The organism is Vibrio genomosp. F10 str. 9ZD137, from assembly GCF_049974785.1.
Classification (GTDB): domain Bacteria; phylum Pseudomonadota; class Gammaproteobacteria; order Enterobacterales; family Vibrionaceae; genus Vibrio.
In genome coordinates this window covers 1-4906 of record NZ_JBNGCJ010000948.1, presented here as the reverse complement: position 1 = coordinate 4906, position 4906 = coordinate 1, and the positions used below count along the sequence as shown (strand labels likewise).

Annotated in this window: 3 protein-coding genes; all 3 read left to right on the top strand. The window is 42.5% G+C overall.

The genetic code is table 11. The features are described from left to right. Positions 1-338 precede the first annotated feature (338 nt). Positions 339-2396, top strand: coding sequence for a hypothetical protein (locus ACP45E_RS20745; protein ID WP_017037996.1), 2058 nt, complete (start codon positions 339-341; stop codon positions 2394-2396). A gap of 267 nt (positions 2397-2663) precedes the next feature. After that, the gene (locus ACP45E_RS20740; protein ID WP_017037995.1) at positions 2664-3452 is read left to right on the top strand and encodes a TetR/AcrR family transcriptional regulator; all 789 of its coding nucleotides are present in this window, start codon (positions 2664-2666) and stop codon (positions 3450-3452) included. A 208-nt stretch (positions 3453-3660) separates the two neighbouring features. Then, positions 3661-4906 (top strand): efflux RND transporter permease subunit (locus ACP45E_RS20735; protein ID WP_158008407.1); only part of this gene is annotated, 1246 nt, incomplete at its 3' end.

The following is a 4906-nucleotide window of genomic DNA, read 5'->3' as shown; positions in this document are numbered from 1 at the left end:
CGATGTATCGCTCCAAATTTAAAGCCCTAGCAGAAATGCTAGGGCTTTTTTCATTTTAAAACTCTCAGTAATATCGACCAATCCCACGTAAAAATGAAAGATGATAAGCTTTCATCTGCTCTCATTCTTTTCTAATGCTTCGATTCATGGACTGACTGATCCCTGACGATTTCCCACTTGTAAGCACTGTAATTTCACTGATATTCACGACTTTGGGTGTAGAAAGGTTTTATTTGTGTGAGTTTGCTTCCAGAATCCGTGTATTACAAGTCTTTGAGCCTCTGGCTCTACTTTTTTAGCTTGTCTATTCACTGGTGCACTACGAGTAAGGGATAATAATGAAATTAAAAATGATGGTCTGCGCCGCACTGATCACGAGTACATTGAATACCTATGCGAGCGATACGTCGTCGCAAGAGTATCATTATGGGTATCAAGGTTCTGACACACAGGGACATTGGGGAATTATCGAAGGGTTAGAGTTTGATGAGCAAGTAGAACTTTACCCGGATATGCTTCCAGACTATATCAAAGTTCTTTATACAAAAGATAACAAGATAAGCTTTGATACGCGATGGACGTTCAGTTCTATCTATGGCATGTATCCAGACGTGTGGGATGCTTATCCAAATACCGACACCGAAAAAGGGCGACAAGAAGCGCTCTATGATATTCGAAACAACGTTGCTTGCCAAACCGCATTCAAAGCGACGCAAGCGGCTGATTATGCTGATTCAGACGCTGATGGAGAAGTTGCTAACCTAGAAATGGAATCTTGTCTTCAAGATGGTAGTTTAAAGAACTACCGTATGCGGACATATATCCCAACGACTCCCGGCGCAACCTATGCTTTCGAATTCAAATATCGACAAGTAACGCCAATTGACGATTCTGGCTCTGCTGGTTTATGTCAACAATATCACGCTTCCCATGGTTACGGCTTATACCACAATCTTTACAATTATTTTTCTGGGCTGAACCGTCACTGGGACACTAATGGATGGAATAAACCTTGGTGTAAAAATGACGATGATAACTCTAGTAGTAGTGACAACGATGTACTAACAGGGCGGATTGATTTTTCGGGTTATGGACGTAACTTTTATCGTCTTTATCAAGATAATGTCCTTGTTAAGGCAAAAGGTTTTGTCTGGCCAGGCTCTGCCCATTTAGGCTGGGGTTATGTGAATCGCTCCTACTCGGGCCTGGGAGTAAGAAGCCGTGCGAGTAATGGCTACTTCTTATCTAACGAAGTGGATTATCGCTTTGCGAGACAGCGAGGGGTGTCGGAGCGCTTGAGCTTTGATTTACTTGAAAATATTTCGTACCAAGCAGAAATTGAATTCTCCCACTTTTATGCTCAAGAGCAAGAGAAAGGGATTGCAGAATTTTATCGCAACGGTATCAAAGTCTCATCTCAGCCGTTTGCTTCAAACAGCGCTGGCGGTCAATATAAAAAGGCCTTCGATGTTGTGGAAAATGGCTTTGATAGAATCGTCATAAAAGCCTCGAATAATGGGAATCCATACTGGCGTGGTGATAACAGCGATTTAACAGTAAGGGCGATTACATTTTCAGATAAAGCATCAGAAGCCCCTAATTTGTTCGTCAATATAGATTGGTCACTTAACTATCTGACAACAGAAGTTGAACCGGATGAAACGCTGGATCAAGGGTTCAAAACGGAAACCTTATTTGTTAAAGCAAGCAAATATTACACATCACTGACGGTTAACAAGGAACATCTACACAACAGTAATGAAGTTCTGTTACGTTCAATCGCCGTTACCGAGTTTGCCAGCAACCCAAGACAAGCACAGTGCGAAGAAGTCTACCCAATTAAAGGAGATGCTCAGACATTTTGTTTAACCGGAGACAAAGCTCCAGAGCTTTTTGGCTGTGATTTGAGCCAAGCCGTTATCGCTTGGAGTAAAGGCGTCAGTGATACTAACCATGGCGATCCAAACCGCAGTACCAAAGAGAATATTCTGCACAGTGACAACGATAAGTTTTTGTCTTTGGGTAAGGCTGGGAATGTAGAGCTGCGTTTGCGTGAACAGGGCCACATATCAGCGTGTCCAGTATTTGGTAAGGCGCTTTCCTTTAATGAGGTTTCTTCAACCCAGTTTAACGAAGTCGGCTTAGTTCGAGTAACGTTAACACGTTGTGAAAACAAGGAACTGAATTCAGGACAAATACTGCTGACTAACGATTTAGATAGCGGGGCGAAGATTTTTAATGCCGAACAACCTTTCTCGTTTAGCTTTGGCGAAGGCTTTGAAGGATGTGCAATTTCTCAAATAAAAATTGAAGATGCATTGAATGTCTATTGGAGTGGAGCTTTAGACCCATATGACGGTGATGGCGTTGATATCAATGCCATTACACTTGAGTAATTCATAACTCAATACGCATATGTACATGAAAAATAGAGAGTATTTACTCTCTATTTTTTTGTCTATTCATTGTTCAAACACCGCATTTCGATACGACCCATAAGTTTTCTAAATAAATCTCAACAAATCTCTTGATCTGCTCAATGAATTAGATATTATGACGATGCGTCAAAAATGACGTATCGTCATAAAGGTAAGGTACATAGATTTTGCATTCGTGTTACAATTGCAGCGTTAAGTGGTTTGACGAAAACGGATTGAAATAACATGTTTGGCTTTAACTGTAAAAAAGATGGTAAGAAAGAGTCGCAAGGCTGTTCTTTTGGTTTGTCCAAAAAACAGAAAGCGATAGCGGATAGAGAAGTCGAGTTAACTCTGTTGGCTAAATCTCTTGTTCAAGAACAAGGATTTAGCAATTTAACAATGGACAAATTGACGTCGGCTAGCCCGTACTCAAAGGGGACTATCTACAATCATTTTTGCAGTAAAGAAGATGTAATTTTGGCCCTGTGTATTCATTCGTTAAAAAGTGAAGCGCTGCTGTTTGACCGAATTGGTGATTTTGAAGGGAATACTCGGGAACGAGTGATTGCACTGCATGTTGCGTATCGTATTTATGCTCGTATGGAGCCGGTACTCTCAACGTGCGCCATCATGGCTAAAAGCCCCTGGGTATTAGAGAAAGCATCACCCGAGAGAGTCGCCGGATTAAACGCGCTCGAAGAGATGGTGATCAGCCAGGCCGATGAATTAGTCGGTTTAGCCGCTGATGTGGGTGATCTCAAATTTTCTTCAGGAATCGGCTCTGACGCGATAGTATTTGCAAACTGGTCCATTGCTTTTGGTTCCAATGCATTGACGCAAAATGCGTCTAATAGTCATTGTATCAATCGCTTACAAGACCCGTTTTCAGTGCTGCACAATGCAAACATGTTACTTGATGGTTTAGGTTGGAAGCCTCTTTCTTCGGAATGGGATTACCGTAAAACTTGGCGTCGAGTAGAAAGTGAATTATTCAGTGAAGAAGTCGAGTACTTAAACTCTGTTGGTCGTTAAATTCATACGTATCGATTAAAGCCCATGTATAGTGGGCTTTTAAATCACCATTTATGACGATTCGTCACATAATATTGGGGTTACCCCATGCTCTTATTGATGCATTAGTGTTGCTATTTTCGGAGTTTTTATAACTTCGGTGCTTAAGCCAGATTGATCTGGTTTTTTAATGGCAATAAATGACGAAACGTCACAAACGGAGACTGTGATGAAACCATCGAATCCACCGCCTAACAACATCAACGCTTGGTTTACACTACCAACCAAGTTTACTTTTTGGGTGATACTCACCACGTTATCACTTGTTGTCTTTGCGGCTTTAGGGGCAAAGAACCTCTATTTTAGAGGCGACTACAATATCTTCTTCGAAGGCTCCAATAAGCAGTTATTGGCGTTTGAAGAAATACAAACAACGTTTACCAAATCAGACAATCTCGCCATCGTTATCGCACCTGAGCAAGGATCGGTATTCACCCCCGAAATACTAACCCTGGTCCAAGATTTAACCAATGATGCATGGCAAGTTCCTTACTCTAGCCGTGTCGATTCGTTAGCAAACTACCAACATACAGAAGCCGATGCAGATGACCTGATCGTTGAAGACCTTATTTATGAAGGTTACGCGCTTACCGATCAACGTATACAAAAAATTAGGCGTGTTGCATTAACAGAGCCCGCTCTAGTGGACTCACTCATATCGAAAAAAGGCGATGTCACGGTTGTTAATGTGACGGTTCAACTGCCAGAAGTGGACAAAACGTCTGAAGTGCAAGAAGTCATTGTGAGCATCAACCAAATGGTGGAACGCTACCAAGCACTCTATCCCAATGTTGAGTTCCACAAGGCTGGCATCATCGCGATGAATAACGCGTTTATGCAATCTGCTCAGTCAGACACGGCTACCTTAGTGCCTGCCATGCTGATGGTCATTTTGGTCTTTTTAACCGTGATGCTTCGTTCTGTATTCGGTGTTCTGGCAACGCTTGTCGTCATTATTGGTTCTGTTGCAGCAACGATGGGGCTCTCTGGGTGGGCGGGAATGTTTATCAGTACGGCCACCGTAAATATACCCACACTGGTTATGACACTCGCCGTTGCCGATTGTGTCCATGTCATTGCGACAATGCGTCATAACATGCAGAGCGGTTACTCAAAACGATACGCTATTGAGCAAAGCGTTGCGGTTAACTTCATGCCTATTTTGATCACATCGGTCACTACTGCAATCGGCTTTTTGATGATGAATATGTCGGATTCGCCAGTACTCAGAGATTTTGGCAATCTAGCGGCCCTAGGCGTGATGATTGCGTGTTTCTTGTCGATGACACTGCTACCCGCCATGCTCAAGTGGCTTCCGATGAAAGTGAAAGAAAACCAGGCAACAGCGTCTAATCGATTCATGGATAAACTGGGTGATTTCGTTGTGAAGCACCGTAAGCCTCTGCTGCCGATCT

Bases quoted from the DNA above. Each gene is read 5' to 3' on its own strand.
- ACP45E_RS20745 (WP_017037996.1), top strand. From the start codon at position 339: ATGAAATTAAAAATGATGGTCTGCGCCGCACTGATCACGAGTACATTG.
- ACP45E_RS20740 (WP_017037995.1), top strand. From the start codon at position 2,664: ATGTTTGGCTTTAACTGTAAAAAAGATGGTAAGAAAGAGTCGCAAGGC.